This window comes from Acidovorax delafieldii (genome assembly GCF_007993815.1).
GTDB classification, from domain to species: domain Bacteria; phylum Pseudomonadota; class Gammaproteobacteria; order Burkholderiales; family Burkholderiaceae_C; genus Acidovorax; species Acidovorax delafieldii.
Window position 1 is genome coordinate 1 of the sequence record NZ_VJWE01000002.1, and the last position, 14,899, is coordinate 14,899.

Sequence of the window (14,899 nt, forward strand, 5' to 3'; positions counted from 1 at the left end):
AGCGTACGGGATATTTGGGATACACATTCGTGCGCTGGGGACCATTCAGTTCAGCACCCTAAACACAGGCAGCATGTACCCTCTGTCAACGGCATTTTCCGGCCAGCAGCGGGCATTGACATGGGGAAAAAACAGAGTGCAGGTACGTGATCTGGAAAGCCGAGACATTGAGGATGTGTATCAGGTCCTGTCCACCAATGGATGGGCCCATCGAGTTCCTGATGTTGAGTACCTTCGACGAATCGTAGAGGCCTCACAGCGCAGTTGCGTCGCAATCGAAGGGGGCAAAGTTGTCGGTTTTGCGCGGGCCATCACGGATGGATTGTCTAATGGCTATCTCTCAATGGTGGTCGTCGCTGAGCCACATCGTCGACAAGGTGTTGGCAAGGCATTGGTCAAAAGAATCGTCGACTCGGACCCACAGATCACCTGGGTTCTCCGAGCAGGGTGGGATGGGGCGCGTGAGTTCTTTACTGCGCTTGGTTTTTCTGCGTCAAGCGACACGATGGAACGATTACGTCGTTGAGGCCGCTTCGGGCCCTGAGCAGCCGTTGGGCGAAACTGCCCCAAGCTGCCGTTCGTTCAGCACCCGCTGCCTAGTAGTCCAAACCGCGCGATCGCAGTGCTCGCAGCCTTCGTATTGGCAAGCTATTGCTTGCTGAATTGATGCTTGCCGGTTTGTAGGAAACTCATGCCTGTGCTTTTGAACGGTGCCACTGACCGCAAGCTCAATCTGCAAGCCAACTCCAGGGGGAGTCAGAGTTGAGAATACCCCTCAAAATCCAGTTTATCTCGCAGGTGTTGTGGGAGGCATCACGTTGAACACTATGACAAGACCGGCCCGCAAGCATTTGTCAATCGGCTGGGCAATGTTGGCCTGCGCAATGGCTGGGCTAGTTGCCTTTCAGGCCAACTCGATAGGCGGCTTTGGGCATCTCGGCTGGCCGGCTGGACTAGAAGCTCTCCTCGCGTTCTTGAGTTTGGTAATTTCTAGAGGACTCTGGACGGGGCACACAGACGTGCACGTGTTAGTCAGGTGGACTTCTTTTTTCCTACTGCTCCTGCTTTGGCCAGCTGTAGTGATACTCATGTTCCTCTCCCCGATCTTTTCGCTGCCGTTCATCCTTGTTCTTGTGCTGGCGCATGCCAGCAGAAGCGCGCTGGCCGAGGCGTGATGTCTTACATGTAAGTCGACACGGATGCTCCAAGAGCATGCGCTCGCTTAGGTCACTGCTGGCCTTGTCTTTAATTTGCCCCAACCGACTGCTCTTGGCCGGATTCTGCCCCACACAGAAGGACGCTAGCGGGCCCGTTGCAGTCCTTTGGCCCCCGGCAGCAGACGACTTGCCGGTACGCATCATCTTGATTTGAGGATTAGCTTTCACTAAGGTAGCCCCCCTCCACCTGCTGCTGCTGATTCTTGAAGATAGCCATAGCCGTCTTCATTCGCATGAAGCCGAATTTCCTGTAGAAAGGTTCTTTGCCAGGGACCGCATACAAGATGATTTTCTTGTGACCGGATGACATTTCCACCAGGTCACTGACAACTTGTTTGCCGAGGCCTGTGCCTTGATAGCTGGGCAATACCGCAACGTCGCATATGTACGAGCAATCTCCACCATCAGCGAGCGCGCGTCCCACCGCTACGAGCTTCGCATTCTCGTAGACGAAACACTTGAACATGCTGTTTGAGAAGACTTTCTGCAGATGAAGCGGCGGCTTCTCGCCTAGTGGTGCAGCCCGATAGAGGGCAGAAAGTTCTTCCCAGTCGACTCCATCTGCAGAGTGTTTCCATTCGAGTGGCATTTGTGGCTCCAATGTCCGCTTCTGGCCAGTAGGTCGCGGGCAGCTCGATTGCTGTTCCGACCCTGGCTCCGGATGATCTTAATCAGGTTCAAAGGGACTCTCTCAGTCGCTTCCGGCAGGCCGGTTCGACGCCCTTAGCAATGGCGCCCCAAAGGAGCGCGGTCCTCTTGGAGGGGGAGGGTCAGCGCTTGCCCTGGGCAATCGGGATTGCGTAGTGCATTACGGAGTCGCTGGACGTCGGGTGGTATTGCGAGCCGTAGATTTCCAGATCCGGCCCCAGGGTGTGCGACGGGCCGGCCGACAGCAGCCAGCTCGCATAGATGTAGTTCACCGTCACATCGACGTTCTGCGCAGGGCCCCGGTGGGTGAAGCGTGCATAGGTCGATCCGGGGATTTCCATGGCCACCATGCCTGGTGGCAGCGCACCGAGGCCCCGCACTTCGATGCAGGCCAGGTAGCGCAGTTCTTCGGTGTGGGGCCCCGCTGGGGCTACGACGCCGTAGCAGACCCCGGGCACGGTGTTCGCAATCTCGCCCAGCCGAGGCAGGAACTTCGCCCACAGGGGCGGCAGTTTTTGCCCCAGATTGTTCTTTTCGGAGTCGATGCCGTAGTAGTCCGTGGGCAGTCCGACCAGCTGCATGGCAGGCTGCTCCTTGATGTCGGGTTCCAGCGAAATGTTGTGGTGAATGTGCGCGAGGTAGCTTTCGTCGAAGCGGATCTTGCGCACGAACAGCGAGCGGTTGCCCATCTTGCGGTACTGCGACGGTGTGAGCCGATAGCAATCCTTGAATGCGCGCGTAAAGCTCTCCTGCGTCTCGTACCCGGACGCCAGCGCAATGTCGAGCACGCTCAGCCGTGTGTGGGTCAACTGCTCCAGCGCCCGCGAGAACCGGCGCGACCGGATATAGGTCTTGAGGGTTTCGTTGGTCAGCGCCTTGAAGATCCGCTGGAAGTGCCACTGGCTCATCCCGGCAGCCCGTGCCACCTCGGAAAGCTGGATATCGGATTCGAGATGGGCCTCGACGAAATCGATACCCTCCTGGATTTGCCGGAGATAAAGCACGGTGGTGTCGGTTCAAGGGGTTTCAAAGAAACCGGTCATGGCAACCAGGCGATTCTGGTCGTTGTACCGGCCGTAGCTCACGCCTTCTCCGATCACCTGTCCGCTGCCATCCACCATGTTCCATTTGGCGATGCTCTGCTGGTTGTGGCTGGCGAAATAGTGGGTCACAAAATGCCCGCCGGGCACCTGACTGTGAAAGTTGTCCATGTAGGCCGTCAATTGGTCCCAGCCCTGGGCGGTGGCCAGCGGGTCGTTGTAGGTGCAGGCGGGGTCGAGGGATTGGGTAAAAAGGGCTGTGCGGTCCGCGGCCGAATCGGTCTTCCACGACGCGGTGTAGGTGTCCCAGATGGATTGAAGGGGTGGTTGGCTCATGGCGTGCTCCTGGTGGGTGGATGGAGACGCCATCGTGCCGGGCGCCTGCGCGCCCTTTGGACATTTTGTGCTTTTTGTGGGCCCGTCGTTTGGGCACGAAGTGACGAGCCCTGGCCCGCCGGGACTACACGGTGGCAGAAGGCGCCGATAACGGTGCAACGCCCAGCAGCTGGTGCAGGCGCGGACTGGTGGTGGTGTACTGCAGCGCCACCTTGTCGCCCTTGAGCACCTCGGCCGCACCAAAGGCCGCCAGCGTGGCTTCGTGGAAGCCGCACAGGATGAGCTTGCGTTTGCCGGGGTAGGTGTTGATGTCGCCCACGGCGTAAATGCCGGGCACGCTGGTGCGGAAGGATTCCGTGTCCACCACCAGTTGTTTGCGGTCCATGGCCAAACCCCAGTCCGCAATGGGCCCGAGGCGGGGCGAGATGCCCAGCACGGCCACCAGCAGGTCCAGCGCCAGGGCGCGGGTGCTGCCGTCGGCATCCACCACATGCAGTGCGGTGAGGCGGTCGCCCGCAGTGTCAATACCGGTGATCTGTGCGGCCTCGACCTGGATGCGGCCCGCATCGCGCAATTGCTGCAGGCGTTGCAGCAGGGCTTCAGGCGCCTGGAACACGTCGCGGCGGTGCAGCAGGCTGACGCGTGCGGTCTGGCCTTGCTCGACCAGTTCCACGGCGCGGGCCACGGCGGGCTCGTCGCCGCCGTGCACGACCACGTGGCGCCCGGTCACATCCACAGTCGCGGCCAGATTTTGATAGTGGACCTGGGTGCCCACAAAGCGCTCGATGCCGTCCACCTTGAGCGTGCGCGGCACAAAGGCGCCCACACCTGCGGCAATGAACACGCTGCGGGCCAGCAGTTGCGCACCTTGCGAGGTTTCGACCAGCAGGCGGCCATCGGCCTGCACGGTGAGTGCGGACACCAGCGTGTTCAGGTGCCACTGGGTCTTGAACGGCGCAATCTGCTGCAGCAGCAGACCCGCCAGCTCACGCCCGGTGCACACCGGGATGCCGGGTATGTCGTAGATGGGTTTGTCGCCGTACAACTCGACGCACTGGCCGCCCGCATGGGGCAGGGCGTCGATCAGGTGGGCGGTGATGCCTTGCAGGCCCAGCTGGAAGACCTGGAACAGGCCCACGGGACCCGCGCCGATGACGACGGCGTCGGTTTCTTGAATCATGCTCAAGCCACGCGCGCAGCGCCCGAAACTGGCGCTGCCAAAGACCTGTGCCACCGTGGAACTGGCTTTGCCAGGCCACTGGTGGCGTCCCCCTTGGGGGATGGCGCGAAGCGACTCAGGGGGGTCACTTGACTAGTTCGTTGACCTTGCCCGGCTTGCCATTCCATTCGTCGGCGTCGGGCAGCGCCGGCTTGCGCTTGGTGATGCTCTTCCAGCCGTCGGCAAAGGCCAGGTCGGCGTTGAGCTTGATGAAGGCGATCTGGTCGGCCGGCAGGTCTTCTTCGGCAAAGATGGCGTTGGCCGGGCACTCGGGGATGCAGACGGCGCAGTCGATGCATTCGTCAGGGTCGATGACGAGCATGTTCGGGCCTTCGCGGAAGCAGTCCACGGGGCACACGTCCACACAATCGGTGTACTTGCACTTGATGCAGTTTTCGGAAACGACGTGGGTCATGACAGGAGTTGTGTGGGTCGGTGAAAACCCTCGATTTTAAAAGCTTTCACCGACCTTTGGTTGCAGGGTCCCTCACCCCGATGGGGTGACTGGGGCTTGGGGCGCTGATCTGGATCAGTTGACGAGCACGGCGCCAGCGGTTTTGTGGCTGGCGGTGTCCACCAGAATCAGCGAGCCCAGCACGCGGGCCTGGCTGAATGCTGCGGCGGGAATCGCCTCCTGCAGCAGCAGGTCCACATGGCCGATGGCATTGGGATCGAGCTGCGTGGCGGCTTCTTCGGCCAGCGTGTTGATGTTGAGCTTGTGCACCACGGCCTTGACCTTGGCCTTGACCCAGCGGTGGCCGTGGAGCGCCCAATACACGCGGCCTGCAACCAGCGGCTCGTCGTCCATCCAGGCGACGGTAGTGCGCAGCTCGCGGCTGGCGGGCCAGGCCGGGGTGGCGGCGGGCGTGTCGCCAAAGTCGTCATCGGCTGGGGCTGCAGCGGGTGTGGGCGCTGCCAAAATCCAGTCGCCGCGAGATACGTCCACCTCGCGGTCCAGGATGATGCCCGCGCTGGTGCCTGCGGGTACGTCCTTGGGGTGGCGGGCGTGGTCCAGCACCTGGGCCACCGTGGCGAGCTGGCCGCTGGGGAAGATCTGCACCGCCGTGCCGGGCGCAAAACTGCCGGCGGCCACGCGGCCCCAGAACACGCGGCGGCCCTGGCTGGTGTCCGACGAGGACGAGAACTTCTCGACCCACTGCACCGGGAAGGCAGGTGCCAGTGCTGTGTCTGCCGGGGTGTTGTGCAGTTCTTCCAAGACTTGCAAGAGGGTAGGACCGTCATAGCCGCACCAGCCTGCGTGGGCGTCCACCACGTTCCAGCCCTTGAGGGCGGAGACCGGCACCATGGCTCGCACGGTGATGCCTGCCGCCTGGGCAAAGGCCTGCAGTGCGCCTTGAATATGCTTCCAGGCCAGTGCGGGGTCTTCCACCGCGTCCAGCTTGTTCACGGCAAACACCAGCGAGTGCACGCGCAGCAGATGGGCCAGCAGGCTGTGGCGGCGCGTCTGCGGCAGCAATGCGAGGCCGGGGTTCTTCCAGTCGAGCTTGGTCGCATCGACCAGCACCACGGCGGCGTCGGCGCTGCTGGCGGCCGTCACCATGTTGCGGGTGTACTGCTCGTGGCCGGGCGCGTCGCCAATGATGAACTTGCGCTCTTCCGTGGCGAAGTAGCGGTAGGCCACGTCGATGGTGATGCCTTGCTCGCGCTCGGCGGAAAGGCCGTCGGTCAGCAGGGCCAGGTCGGTCTCACCCTGGCGCTGAACGCCGGCCAGGTGGTCTTGCAGCACGGCCTTGCTGTCCACCAGCAGGCGGCCGATCAGCGTGCTCTTGCCGTCATCGACGGAGCCGCAAGTGATGAACTTGAGGGCGGAAATATGGTCGTTTTGGCCGGTAGCGCTAGTGTTGTTTGTGCTGGTGGCTATTGAATTGATAGCATTCATCAGAAATACCCGTCCTTCTTGCGCTTCTCCATCGAAGCATCCGATGTCTTGTCGTCCATGCGCGTGGCGCCACGCTCGCTCACGTCGGCGGCCAGGGTCTCGATGACGATCTCGGCCGGGGTGGCTGCGGTGCTTTCCACGGGGGCGGTGCAGGTGATGTCGCCCACAGTGCGGAAGCGCACATCGCGCGTTTCCACCACATCGCCCTCACGCGGCGGGGTCAGCTCGGTCACTGGCATCAGCAGGCCCTTCTTGTCCACCACCTGGCGCTTGTGCGTGTAGTAGATGCTGGGCAGGCCGATCTGCTCGCGGTCGATGTACTGCCACACGTCCAGCTCGGTCCAGTTGCTGATGGGGAACACGCGGAAGTGTTCACCGGGCTGCAGGCGGGTGTTGAACAGGGTCCACAGCTCGGGGCGCTGGGCCTTGGGCTGCCATTGGCCGAAGCTGTCGCGGTGGCTGAAGATGCGCTCCTTGGCGCGCGCCTTTTCCTCGTCGCGGCGGGCACCGCCGATCAGGGCGTCAAAGCGGAACTCTTCAATCGCTTCGAGCAGCGTGACCGACTGGTGCACGTTGCGCGACTCGCCGGGGTGGGCCAGGCGCACGGTGCCGCGCGCCATCGAATCTTCCACGCTGCGCACGATGAGTTCGGCGCCCAGCTCCTTCGCCCGGAAGTCGCGGAAGTCCGTCACTTCCGGGAAGTTGTGGCCCGTGTCGATCATCAAGAGCGGGTAAGGGATGCGGCCCGCGCCAAAGGCCTTTTCGGCGCACTTGAGCATGACCAGCGAATCCTTGCCGCCCGAGAACAGAAGGGCGGGGCGCTCGAAGGCGGCGGCGACTTCGCGCAGGATGAAGATGGTTTCTTCTTCCAGGGCGTCCAGGTGGGAGTTGTTGAGGTGGTAGCTCATGTTGTTGGTTTTCTCAAGCAGCGCTGAGTCGGTGCGGGCGTTCATGGTCGGACCTGGGGTCAGTGGGCAATGTGCAGGCCACACTCGCGGTTGTCTTCCCCCTTGGTGGGGTCCACGTAGTCGAAGTTGTTGGGCAGGCCGTGTTTCACGCAGTACTCGTGCAGGTCTTTGGACGACCAGTGCAGCAGCGGCGCGACCTTGATGAGGCCGTCGGGGTTGATGCTCACCGGGTCCATCTGCGCGCGCACGGCGGTGTCGGTGGCGCGCAGCGCAGTGAACCAGACTTGCGGCGCGGTCTCGCGCAGGGCGCGGGCAAAAGGCTCCAGTTTCACCTCTTCGGTGAAGGCAGCGTGGCGTGGGTCGTCCAGCGCGGGCGTAGGGCCGTCCACCGCTTCGCGATGGGCGCGCGAGCGCAGGGGCAGGTAGATCTTCAGCTTCAACCCCAGCTGCTGGGTCACTTCGTCGGCAAAGCGGTAGGTGGCTTCGGTGTTGTAGCCGTTGTCCATCCAGACCACGGGCACATCAGGATTCACCTGCGTGACCATGTGCAGGATCACCGCTTCGAAGGGACGGAAGTTGGTGGTGACGATGCTGGTCTTGCCCAGGCCCAGGGCCCATTCCACCAGGGCGGGCGCGTTGCGGCCCAGGTCGGCGTTGATGCGTGCGAGATCGATTTGGCTCATGGTGAGGGACTCGTGTGTTGGTGCAGCGGGCGCGTGGGCAGTGCGCCTGTCAGGCAGCCTTGGCGGCAAACAGGGGTTGGGGGTTCACTGCGTCGCCCTGGTAGAAGCCAGGGAAGCGTTCAAACTGGCGCTGCGCATCGGCAGCGTCCACGCCCTCGCGCAGCACGGCGCTGGAAAAGCCCGTGCGTTGCATCTGCACCAGCTGATCGATCAACACATCGCCGGTGGCGCGGATCTCGCCCGTAAAGCCACGGCGGCGGCGCAGCAAAAAAGCCTGGCTGAATGCGCGGCCATCGGTGAAGTTGGGGAAGTGCAGATCCACACGGTCCACGCCATCGAGCGGCAGGGCCAGCGCATCGGCATCGTTGGGCAGGGCCACGGCGCGGGCGTCGCCATCGGCAGGCGGCTGGTGGTCTTGGGCGGCGATTAGTTTCAACATCATGTCTGTGGGGCTGTGCTGTACGGCGCTGCGGGGCTCAGGCGGCAGCGGTTTCTGGTTCTTTGTGGCGTGCCTGCTTGGCGGCTTCCTTGAACGGGTCGAGGCCAGTGCGGCGCACGGTGTTCTGGAAGGTCTCGCCGCTTTCGCGCAGGTCGCGGTAGGTGCCGAGCACGGCCTCGATCACATCCGGCACTTCGGCCGCTGAGAACGATGGGCCAATCACCTTGCCGGCCACGGCAGCGCCCGACAGGTCAGAGCCGTCGGAGCCGCCCAGCGTGACCTGGTACCACTCTTTGCCGTCTTTATCGACGCCCAGGATGCCGATATGGCCGCTGTGGTGGTGGCCGCAGCTGTTGATGCAGCCGCTGATGTGCAGGTCGATCTCGCCGATGTCGTCCAGCTCGTCCAGATCCTGGTAGCGCTGGGTGATGGCCTCGGCAATCGGCAGCGAGCGGGCATTGGCCAGTGCGCAGAAGTCGCCGCCGGGGCAGGCGATCATGTCGGTCAGCAGCTGCACGTTGGCGCTGGCCAGGCCCAGGGCCTTGGCTTCTTGCCACAGGTCAAACAGACGGCTGGCGTGCACCCAAGGCAGCAGCACGTTCTGGTCGTGCGTCACGCGGGCTTCGCCAGCAGAGTATTTGTCCACCAGGTCGGCCAGTGCGATCAGCTGGTCGCTGGTGGCGTCGCCGGGCGACTGACCAGGGCGCTTGAAGGACAGCGTGACCGCGCGCAGCTGAGCGTTTTGGTGGGCGTGGACATTGCGCTTGAGCCAGCGGCCAAACATCACATGCTCTGCCGCCTGTGCGTCCAGCGATGCCTGCAAGGCTGCAGGGGCCACGTCAGCAATGTCGGCCAGCTTGGGTGGCACAAAGCAAGCGGCCACGCGGTCAAATTCGGCCTGCGGGATGGTGTGGGGGCCGCCGTCGATCTCCAAAATCTGGCGGTATTCGGCTTCTACATCGTCGATGTACTGCTGGCCTTCGGACTTCACCAGAATCTTGATGCGGGCCTTGTACTTGTTGTCGCGGCGGCCGTGCTCGTTGTACACGCGCACGATGGCCTCGATGTAATTCATGATCTGGTTCCACGGCAGGAACTCGCGAATCACGGTGCCGATCACCGGCGTGCGTCCCATGCCACCGCCCACAAACACCTTGAAGCCGATCTCACCTGCATCGTTCTTGACCAGGTGCAGGCCCACATCGTGCCAGCCGGTGGCCGCGCGGTCGTCCTTGGCGCCGGTGATGGCGATCTTGAACTTGCGGGGCAAGAACGCGAACTCGGGGTGCAGCGTGGACCACTGGCGGATCAGCTCCGCATAGGGGCGGGGGTCCACGATCTCGTCCACGGCGATGCCTGCCAGCGCGTCGGTGGTGGTGTTGCGGATGCAGTTGCCGCTGGTCTGGATGCCGTGAAGGTTCACGCTGGCGAGCAGGTCCATCACGTCGGCGCTCTTGGACAGCGGAATCCAGTTGAACTGCACATTGGTGCGGGTGGTGAAGTGGGCGCAGTGCGTGGGCAGGAACGTGGTGCCCAGCTTGCCCTGGCCTTCCATGGCGGCCTTGAAGACGGCGGCTTCGGGCTCGTCGTATTCGCGGGCAATCTGCGCCAGCACGCGCAGCTGGCGGCTGGCGATCTCGCCGTAGGGCACTGCCACGCGCAGCATGGGCGCGTAGCGCTGCACATACCAGCCGTTTTGCAGGCGCAAGGGGCGGAAGTCGTCCTCGCTCAGCTTGCCCGTCTGCCAGCGCGTGAGCTGGTCACGGAACTGTGCGGCACGCTGTTTCACGAACTGGGTGTCGAAAGCGGTGTATTGGTACATAGGGGGCTCAGATCAGAATCAGTTTGAAGCCTGCCCAGGCCAGCAGAATGGACAAGGCGGAGCGAATCAGGCGCTCAGGAGTACGGGCGACGAGGCGAGAGCCCAGCCAGATGCCCGGCAGCGAGCCAGCCAGCAATTGTGCAAGCAAAGGCCAGTCCACCGAGCCCAGCGACGCATGACCCAACCCTGCCACCATGGTCAAAGGCACGGCGTAGGCAATGTCGGCACCGATGATGCGCGGCAGCGGCAGCATGGGGTACACCAGCAGCAGCACCGTGACGCCGATGGCGCCCGCGCCCACCGAGGTAAAGGTCACCAGCGTGCCGATCACGGCGCCCAGCAACACGGGCAGGCTCCAGTGGCGGGGGCGGGTGGGGTCTCCGGTGTGGCTTTTGCGGGCAGCGGCTTCGGCCACCTGGCGCTGGGCAGAAAACGCCACCACCTTGTAGAGCGTGGCCGCCGCCGTGAGCAGCAGGGCAAAGCCCAGCGTGGTGGTCATGATGGCCTGTGCCGTGCCGCTGGCGGGCCCCAGGACTTTCAGCGCCCACAGCGCCAGCAGCGCCGCCGGAATGCTGCCGGCGCACAACTGACCCACCACTTTCCAGGGCACCAGCCGTTGGCGGGCCAGGCTCACTGTGCCGCCCATTTTGGTGAAAGCCGCGAACAGCAGGTCGGTGCCGACCGCCATGTGGGGCTTGATGCCAAAGAAGAAGATCAGGATCGGCGTCATGAGCGAGCCGCCGCCCACACCGGTCAGGCCAACGATGAGCCCGACGGCAAAGCCCGCAAAAACAAACGCCAATTCATGCATGGCGGCGAATGTAGAGGGGCTTCTTATGGATGCAAACTATTGTTTTGCTCTGCCAATATGCTTATTTGTTTATAAGCAAGGCTTGGCGCGGGCTGGCGGGGTGGCCGCCGCCGGCCACCCACTTGCCGAGAGGGTGTTACGGCAGGCGCTCGGTGCCCAGCGCCTTGGCCAGCCGCGCATCCAGCGGCAGGGGCTCGCCCTGCACTCGGGCGGCCAGCAGTTCGCCGCACAACAGCGCCAGTGTCAACCCCCGTGCGCCCATGGCCGTGCTGGCCCACAGGCCCGGCAGGTGGGCCGCGTCCACCGGGCCCACGAGAGGCAGCCGGTCGGGCGCGGTGCAGCGCACGGCGGCCCAGGTGCGCAGAGCCGGGGACTCGCCCGGGGCGGGCTGAGGCGCTGACACGGCCAGCGCCTGGGTGAACAAAGGCTCCAGCTGGGGCGCGATGCCGGGCAGCAGGCCCTGCAGCTTGGCCCAGTTGGTGGCATGGGCGGTGTGGATGTCGGCTGTGCTGGGCGGCAGGGCCTGCACATCGCGTTCGAACGTCGAGCCCATCACCCAGCATTGATCGCCATCGGCTTGATCGCCCAGCGGGAACCGGGGCACCAGGTTGCCATTGCCGTTGGCTGGGAACGGAATCGATGGTCGCAGCGGCGTTGCCGTGTCGGCATATTGGCCCCACGACACCTGCCCGCGCACCGGCTGCAGGGGCCAGCGATGGTTCAGCAGCGCCGCGCTGCCGGCGCCTGCGGCAATGACCACGGTGGGCGCCTCGGCCAGCACCTGGCCGTGGGCATCGATCACTTGCCACGTGGTGATGTCCGGACTGTGCGTCGTGGCGGGTGTCTCCATGCGCCGCAGCTGGGCCACCGCGCAATTTCCCCGCCATTGGATGCCAGGTTGGCCCAGCAAGGCCTTGGCCAGGCGCGCCGGGCGCACCCAGCCCGCCTGGTGGTGCCAGCAGGCGGTTGCGTCGGGCGGTAACTGGGCAGCAGCCAGGGCAGCGGGGGGCGCAGGCTCGCTCCAGGCGGCGCCCGGCCCTTGGGGCCAATCGGGCGACAGACCTGGGCTGCCGTCGGTGCGGTGCTCCAGCACGCCGCAATGTGCCCAGTCCACCCCCTCGTTCAGCAGCCAGCGGGCCTGCTCCAGCGTGGTGCGGATGCCGCTGCGCGACAGGCGCGACAGCACACTGTCGTCGGGCGACACATGGGGCGCAAACACGCCAGCGGGCAGGGCGGATGCGCCTGCGGCGGGCTCGGCGGCCTGGTCCAGCACGGTGACCTGCCAGCCGCGCCGGGCCAGACTGGCGGCGGCGGCGGCGCCTGCAATGCCGCCGCCGATCACGATGCAGGGGCCGGGCAGAGACGGCTCCGGTGTCGCCCCGGGCTGGCGCGGGGTGCGCGGCTCCCAGCGTGGGTTGTAGGTGGCGTGCAGGTTGTCGCGCTTGGGCGGCACGCCGGGCACGCGGGTCACTTCAAAGCCACATTGCGCCAGGGCATCGCGCACGGCGCGTGCGATGGTCCAGGTGGCGAGCTGTGTACCGCGACGGCAAGAGCGCGCCACGGCTTTCAGCGTGTGCAGGTCCCAGCTTTCGGGGTTGCGCTGGGGGCTGAAGCCGTCGAGGTAGATGGAGTCCACCGTCAGGTTCTGCTGGCGCAGCATGGCCTGGGTGTCGCCCACATACAGGGTGAGCAGCACCCGGCCTTCATCAAAACGCAGGCGGTGCACGCCCGGCAGCAGGCCCCACCACTGGCGTTGCAATGCCTCAGCCAGCGGCGCCAGCTCAGGGTGGACCGAGGTGGCACGCAGCAGATCGGCTGCACTCACAGGCCAGGCTTCGGTCGATACGAAATGCAGCAGCGTGGGGCGCTGCGGGTCGGCGCGCCAGGCGGCCCAGGTCACCAGGAAGTTCAGGCCAAAGCCAAACCCGGTCTCCAGAATGCGCCACTGCGGCTGCCCCGCCCAGGCCTCGGGCAGGCCACAGCCGTGCAAAAACACGCGGCGGGCCTGGGTGAGGCCGCCGTTTTCGCTGTGGTAGCGGTCGCCGAAGCGGGGGCTGTAGGGGGTGCCATCCGGCAGCCACTCGATGGGTTCAGTCATGTGGACGGCAAAAGGCCGGCGTGGCGCCGGCCTGTTGGAAAGGGAAGGCGGTTTTTACCGCGAACCGCTCCAGGGTGCGTTGCGCTGCGTCACGCGCCGGGCGGGACATATCCCGCTGCAGCGTCTGCGCCGCTGCCAAAGAAGTGGTATTGGCGAAATCATTTCTCGCAGTGCTTCACTACGTTACGCACTGGGCGGGACGTATCCCGCCGCGGCGTCTGCGCCGCCGCCGAAGAAATGGTTTTGGCGAAACCACTTTTTGCAGCGCTGCACTTCGCGTCGCTCCGTTACGCGCTGGGCGGGACGTAGCCCGCCGCGGCGTCTGCGCCGCCACCAAAAAAGTGGTTTTCCATCTGGCGTGCCAGGTACTGGCGGGCGCGCGCATCGGCCAGGTTCAGGCGGTTTTCATTGACCAGCATGGTCTGGTGCTTGAGCCAGCCGGCCCAGGCTTCCTTGCTCACGCTTTCCCAGATGCGTTTGCCCAGTTCGCCGGGGTAGGGCGGAAAGTCGAGGCCTTCGGCTTCCTTGCCGAGCTTGATGCATTGAACGGTGCGTGCCATGGGATGTCCTTGGTGTGGGGCGAGCGAAAAAAAAAGCTTCGCTCAGATGATTTGGATATTAAGAACTGAAATCTCAGTAGTTCCAGTTTTGAAGAGGGCCTTCCAGAATGCGTTCCATCGGTGATTTGCACCGCAACACATTCACAAAAAAGAGGCCCTTCCATGAACTTTCGCCGCGACTTTATCAAGTTTCCCTTCGCCGCCGCCCTGGTGGGCAGTTTGGCCCTGACGGCATTGCCGTCGTTTGCACAGTCTGTGACGCTGCTCAATGTGTCGTACGACCCGACCCGCGAGCTGTACGTGGAGTTCAACCAGGCGTTTGCCAAGCACTGGAAGGCCAAGACCGGCCAGGACGTGACCATCAAGCAAAGCCACGGCGGCTCGGGCAAGCAGGCGCGCTCCATCATCGACGGGCTGGACGCCGACGTGGCCACGCTGGCGCTGGCGGGCGACACCGATGCGCTGCACACCAACGGAGGCTGGATCCCGAAAGACTGGCAAAAGCGCCTGCCGCACAACAGCTCGCCCTACACCTCCACCATCGTGCTGGTGGTGCGCCAGGGCAACCCCAAGGGCATCAAGGACTGGGACGACCTGGTGCGCCCCGATGTGAAAGTGATCACGCCCAACCCCAAGACCTCGGGCGGCGCCCGCTGGAACTACCTGGCCGCGTGGGAATTCGCCAAGCGCAAGTACGGTGGCGACGCCAAGGCCAAGGACTTCGTGGCCAAGCTGTACGGCAACGTGCCCGTGCTCGACACCGGCGCACGCGGCTCCACCATCACCTTTGCGCAGCGCAACCAGGGTGACGTGCTGATTGCTTGGGAGAACGAGGCCTACCTGCTCGAAAAAGAGTTCGGCACCAAGTTCGACGTGATTGCCCCTTCGATCTCCATCCTGGCCGAGCCCGCTGTGTCGGTGGTGGACAAGAACGTGGACAAGAAGGGCACGCGTGCCGTGGCCGAGGCCTATCTGCAGTACCTGTACACCGAAGAAGGCCAGGACATTGCGGGCAAACATTTTTACCGCCCCGCAGTCTCTGACAAGGCCAAGGCCAAGTACGCCAAGCAGTTCCCCAAGCTGAACCTGTTCACGATCAACGACGCGTTCGGTGGCTGGGACAAGGCTGCCAAGGACCACTTTGCGGACAACGCGAGTTTCGATCAGATCTACACGCGCAAGTAAGCAGGCCCAACCGCCCCGAAGGTGGCTGGGGTG

The 14,899-nt window shown here is 64.0% G+C and carries 15 protein-coding genes; 2 read left to right on the forward strand and 13 right to left on the reverse strand.

All coding sequences use genetic code 11. From position 1 onward, the window contains the following. Window positions 1-526, forward strand: a 526-nt coding sequence (locus ATF69_RS00920; protein ID WP_342212234.1) for a GNAT family N-acetyltransferase, incomplete at its 5' end; no start/stop codon positions are given. A gap of 848 nt (window positions 527-1,374) precedes the next feature. On the opposite strand, the gene ATF69_RS00925 is transcribed toward ATF69_RS00920, so the two are convergent. The 13 genes from ATF69_RS00925 to ATF69_RS00985 form a co-directional block, all read right to left on the reverse strand. Then, complete coding sequence (locus tag ATF69_RS00925) at window positions 1,375-1,806, reverse strand: GNAT family N-acetyltransferase (protein WP_056067433.1); 432 nt, start codon at window positions 1,804-1,806, stop codon at window positions 1,375-1,377. Between the two features lie 181 nt (window positions 1,807-1,987). Then, the gene (locus tag ATF69_RS00930; protein ID WP_146869615.1) at window positions 1,988-2,869 is read right to left on the reverse strand and encodes an AraC family transcriptional regulator; all 882 of its coding nucleotides are present in this window, start codon (window positions 2,867-2,869) and stop codon (window positions 1,988-1,990) included. A gap of 12 nt (window positions 2,870-2,881) precedes the next feature. Further along, window positions 2,882-3,241 (reverse strand): nuclear transport factor 2 family protein, encoded by a 360-nt coding sequence (locus ATF69_RS00935; RefSeq protein WP_108497445.1) that lies wholly within the window; start codon window positions 3,239-3,241, stop codon window positions 2,882-2,884. Window positions 3,242-3,365: 124 nt separating this feature from the next. After that, entirely contained in the window at window positions 3,366-4,421 is a 1,056-nt protein-coding gene (locus ATF69_RS00940) for an NAD(P)/FAD-dependent oxidoreductase (RefSeq protein ID WP_146869616.1), read from the reverse strand. A gap of 124 nt (window positions 4,422-4,545) precedes the next feature. Further along, window positions 4,546-4,875: a ferredoxin FdxA gene (gene fdxA, locus ATF69_RS00945; RefSeq protein WP_055393870.1), complete on the reverse strand. Its 330-nt coding sequence runs from the start codon at window positions 4,873-4,875 to the stop codon at window positions 4,546-4,548. 114 nt (window positions 4,876-4,989) lie between these two features. Continuing rightward, window positions 4,990-6,360 (reverse strand): sulfate adenylyltransferase subunit 1, encoded by a 1,371-nt coding sequence (locus tag ATF69_RS00950; protein WP_146869617.1) that lies wholly within the window; start codon window positions 6,358-6,360, stop codon window positions 4,990-4,992. Continuing rightward, window positions 6,360-7,313, reverse strand: a complete 954-nt coding sequence (gene cysD, locus ATF69_RS00955) for a sulfate adenylyltransferase subunit CysD (RefSeq protein WP_099729969.1) — start codon at window positions 7,311-7,313, stop codon at window positions 6,360-6,362. The genes ATF69_RS00950 and cysD overlap by 1 nt, the downstream gene beginning before the upstream one ends. A gap of 14 nt (window positions 7,314-7,327) precedes the next feature. Continuing rightward, complete coding sequence (locus tag ATF69_RS00960; RefSeq protein WP_056067445.1) at window positions 7,328-7,951, reverse strand: phosphoadenosine phosphosulfate reductase domain-containing protein; 624 nt, start codon at window positions 7,949-7,951, stop codon at window positions 7,328-7,330. A gap of 49 nt (window positions 7,952-8,000) precedes the next feature. Then, complete coding sequence (locus ATF69_RS00965; protein WP_395458275.1) at window positions 8,001-8,390, reverse strand: DUF934 domain-containing protein; 390 nt, start codon at window positions 8,388-8,390, stop codon at window positions 8,001-8,003. 37 nt (window positions 8,391-8,427) lie between these two features. Beyond that, window positions 8,428-10,212 (reverse strand): nitrite/sulfite reductase, encoded by a 1,785-nt coding sequence (locus ATF69_RS00970; RefSeq protein ID WP_056067447.1) that lies wholly within the window; start codon window positions 10,210-10,212, stop codon window positions 8,428-8,430. A gap of 7 nt (window positions 10,213-10,219) precedes the next feature. After that, window positions 10,220-11,023: a sulfite exporter TauE/SafE family protein gene (locus tag ATF69_RS00975; protein ID WP_146869618.1), complete on the reverse strand. Its 804-nt coding sequence runs from the start codon at window positions 11,021-11,023 to the stop codon at window positions 10,220-10,222. 136 nt (window positions 11,024-11,159) lie between these two features. Next, entirely contained in the window at window positions 11,160-13,121 is a 1,962-nt protein-coding gene (gene mnmC / locus ATF69_RS00980; protein ID WP_146869619.1) for a bifunctional tRNA (5-methylaminomethyl-2-thiouridine)(34)-methyltransferase MnmC2/FAD-dependent 5-carboxymethylaminomethyl-2-thiouridine(34) oxidoreductase MnmC1, read from the reverse strand. Between the two features lie 287 nt (window positions 13,122-13,408). After that, window positions 13,409-13,681: an oxidative damage protection protein gene (locus ATF69_RS00985; RefSeq protein WP_010461281.1), complete on the reverse strand. Its 273-nt coding sequence runs from the start codon at window positions 13,679-13,681 to the stop codon at window positions 13,409-13,411. 162 nt (window positions 13,682-13,843) lie between these two features. On the opposite strand from ATF69_RS00985, the gene ATF69_RS00990 reads away from it, so the two are divergent. After that, the gene (locus ATF69_RS00990) at window positions 13,844-14,866 is read left to right on the forward strand and encodes a sulfate ABC transporter substrate-binding protein (protein ID WP_056744259.1); all 1,023 of its coding nucleotides are present in this window, start codon (window positions 13,844-13,846) and stop codon (window positions 14,864-14,866) included. Window positions 14,867-14,899 lie beyond the last annotated feature (33 nt).

Excerpts from the sequence above, each read along its gene's own strand:
- ATF69_RS00925 (WP_056067433.1), bottom strand. The coding sequence starts at position 1,806 with ATGCCACTCGAATGGAAACACTCTGCAGATGGAGTCGACTGGGAAGAA.
- ATF69_RS00935 (WP_108497445.1), bottom strand. The coding sequence starts at position 3,241 with ATGAGCCAACCACCCCTTCAATCCATCTGGGACACCTACACCGCGTCG.
- ATF69_RS00940 (WP_146869616.1), bottom strand. The coding sequence starts at position 4,421 with ATGATTCAAGAAACCGACGCCGTCGTCATCGGCGCGGGTCCCGTGGGC.
- fdxA (WP_055393870.1), bottom strand. The coding sequence starts at position 4,875 with ATGACCCACGTCGTTTCCGAAAACTGCATCAAGTGCAAGTACACCGAT.
- ATF69_RS00950 (WP_146869617.1), bottom strand. The coding sequence starts at position 6,360 with ATGAATGCTATCAATTCAATAGCCACCAGCACAAACAACACTAGCGCT.
- cysD (WP_099729969.1), bottom strand. The coding sequence starts at position 7,313 with ATGAACGCCCGCACCGACTCAGCGCTGCTTGAGAAAACCAACAACATG.
- ATF69_RS00960 (WP_056067445.1), bottom strand. The coding sequence starts at position 7,951 with ATGAGCCAAATCGATCTCGCACGCATCAACGCCGACCTGGGCCGCAAC.
- ATF69_RS00965 (WP_395458275.1), bottom strand. The coding sequence starts at position 8,390 with ATGTTGAAACTAATCGCCGCCCAAGACCACCAGCCGCCTGCCGATGGC.
- ATF69_RS00970 (WP_056067447.1), bottom strand. The coding sequence starts at position 10,212 with ATGTACCAATACACCGCTTTCGACACCCAGTTCGTGAAACAGCGTGCC.
- ATF69_RS00975 (WP_146869618.1), bottom strand. The coding sequence starts at position 11,023 with ATGCATGAATTGGCGTTTGTTTTTGCGGGCTTTGCCGTCGGGCTCATC.
- mnmC (WP_146869619.1), bottom strand. The coding sequence starts at position 13,121 with ATGACTGAACCCATCGAGTGGCTGCCGGATGGCACCCCCTACAGCCCC.
- ATF69_RS00985 (WP_010461281.1), bottom strand. The coding sequence starts at position 13,681 with ATGGCACGCACCGTTCAATGCATCAAGCTCGGCAAGGAAGCCGAAGGC.
- ATF69_RS00990 (WP_056744259.1), top strand. The coding sequence starts at position 13,844 with ATGAACTTTCGCCGCGACTTTATCAAGTTTCCCTTCGCCGCCGCCCTG.